We start from the raw sequence: 1683 nt of genomic DNA, 5'->3' as shown, positions 1-1683 counted from the left end.
TCGCTGATCGCGCTCGGCTTCGTGCTGATCTACAAGGCGTCCGGCGTGTTCAACTTCGCGCAGGGCTCGATGGTGCTGTTCGCGGCCCTGGCCATGGCGCGCTTCGCGGAGTGGATTCCGCTGTGGCTGGGCTTCGACAACCTGTTCCTGGCCAACCTGCTGGCCTTCATTGCGGCCATGCTGGCGATGGTCATCGTGGCCTGGCTGATCGAGCGCCTGGCCTTGCGCGGCCTGGTCAACCAGGAGGGCATCACGCTGCTGATGGCCACGCTGGGCATAGGCTATTTTCTCGACGGCTCGGGCCAGCTGCTGTTCGGCAGCGCCACCTACAAGATCGACATCGGCATGCCCAAGGACCCGATGATCGTGCTCGAAAAGGTGTTCGACGGCGGCCTGCTGCTGAACAAGGAAGACCTGATCGCCGCGGCCATCTCGGCCGTGCTGGTGACGCTGCTGACGATCTTCTTCCAGAAGACCCGCACCGGCCGCGCGCTGCGCGCCGTGGCCGACGACCACCAGGCGGCCCAGTCGATCGGCATTCCGCTGGCGCGCATCTGGGTCGTGGTCTGGTCCATAGGCGGCATCGTCGCGCTGGTGGCCGGAATGATCTGGGGCTCCAAGCTGGGCGTGCAGTACTCGATTTCGCTGGTGGCGCTGAAGGCCTTTCCGGTGGTGATCCTGGGCGGCCTCACCTCGGTGCCGGGCGCCATCCTCGGCGGACTGGTCATCGGCGTGGGCGAGAAGCTGTCCGAAATCTACCTCGGCCCGTTTGTCGGCGGCGGCATCGAGAACTGGTTCGCCTACGTACTGGCCCTGGCCGTGCTGCTGGTGCGGCCGCAGGGCCTGTTCGGCGACAAGATCATTGACAGAGTCTGAATTTTGCGGGACGGACCAAGATTTGCGCAGCAAATTTGCTCGGTCCCCAATTGATGAAACCTTGCGGGACGGACCCAGATTTGCGCAGCAAATTTGCTCGGTCCCCAACTGATTGAGGCTATCCATGTTTTACCGAGAAAATGGCCAGTTCAAGAGCAGCTACCGCGCCGATGCCGCGCTGTTCCCCGTCGCGCAGGACCGCTGGGCCATGCTGGCCCTGGCGGCGATCGCCTTCATCGTCGTGCCCATGGTGACCAGCGACTATGCGTTTCGCGCTGTCATCACTCCGTTCCTGATCCTCTCGCTCGCCGCGATCGGGCTCAACATCCTGGTCGGCTACTGCGGCCAGATTTCGCTCGGCACCGGCGCCTTCATGGCCGTGGGGGCTTACGCGGCCTACAACCTGCAGGTGCGCATCGAAGGCATGCCGCTGCTGTTGTCCCTGATCGGCGGCGGCCTGTGCGCCACGGTGGCGGGCGTGCTGTTCGGCATTCCCAGCCTGCGCATCCGCGGCCTGTACCTGGCCGTGGCGACGCTGGCCGCGCAGTTCTTCATGGACTGGTTCACCAACCGCGTGAAGTGGGTCACCAACGATTCGTCGTCGGGCTCGGTCAGCGTGGGCTCGCTGAACATCGCAGGCTTCGAGTTCGACACACCGGCGCAGAAGTATTTGCTGTGCCTGAGCTTCGTCGTGGTGTTCGGCCTGCTCGCCAAGAACCTGGTGCGCGGCGCCATAGGCCGCGAATGGATGGCCATGCGCGACATGGACGTGGCCGCCAGCGTGATCGGCATCCGCCCCGTCAACGC

Annotated in this window: 2 protein-coding genes; both read left to right on the top strand. The window is 64.5% G+C overall.

Going from position 1 to position 1683, the window contains the following annotated elements; all coding sequences use genetic code 11:
• Positions 1–876, top strand: an 876-nt coding sequence (locus QZH66_RS15770; protein ID WP_305806842.1) for a branched-chain amino acid ABC transporter permease, incomplete at its 5' end; no start/stop codon positions are given.
• Between the two features lie 124 nt (positions 877–1000).
• Positions 1001–1683, top strand: a 683-nt coding sequence (locus QZH66_RS15765; RefSeq protein WP_305806841.1) for a branched-chain amino acid ABC transporter permease, incomplete at its 3' end; no start/stop codon positions are given.

Origin of the sequence: Stenotrophomonas sp. YIM B06876 (genome assembly GCF_030711595.1) — a bacterium.
Lineage (GTDB): Bacteria > Pseudomonadota > Gammaproteobacteria > Xanthomonadales > Xanthomonadaceae > Stenotrophomonas.
Note: the sequence above shows the minus strand (reverse complement) of the source record. Positions and strands in the feature narration are given on the sequence as shown.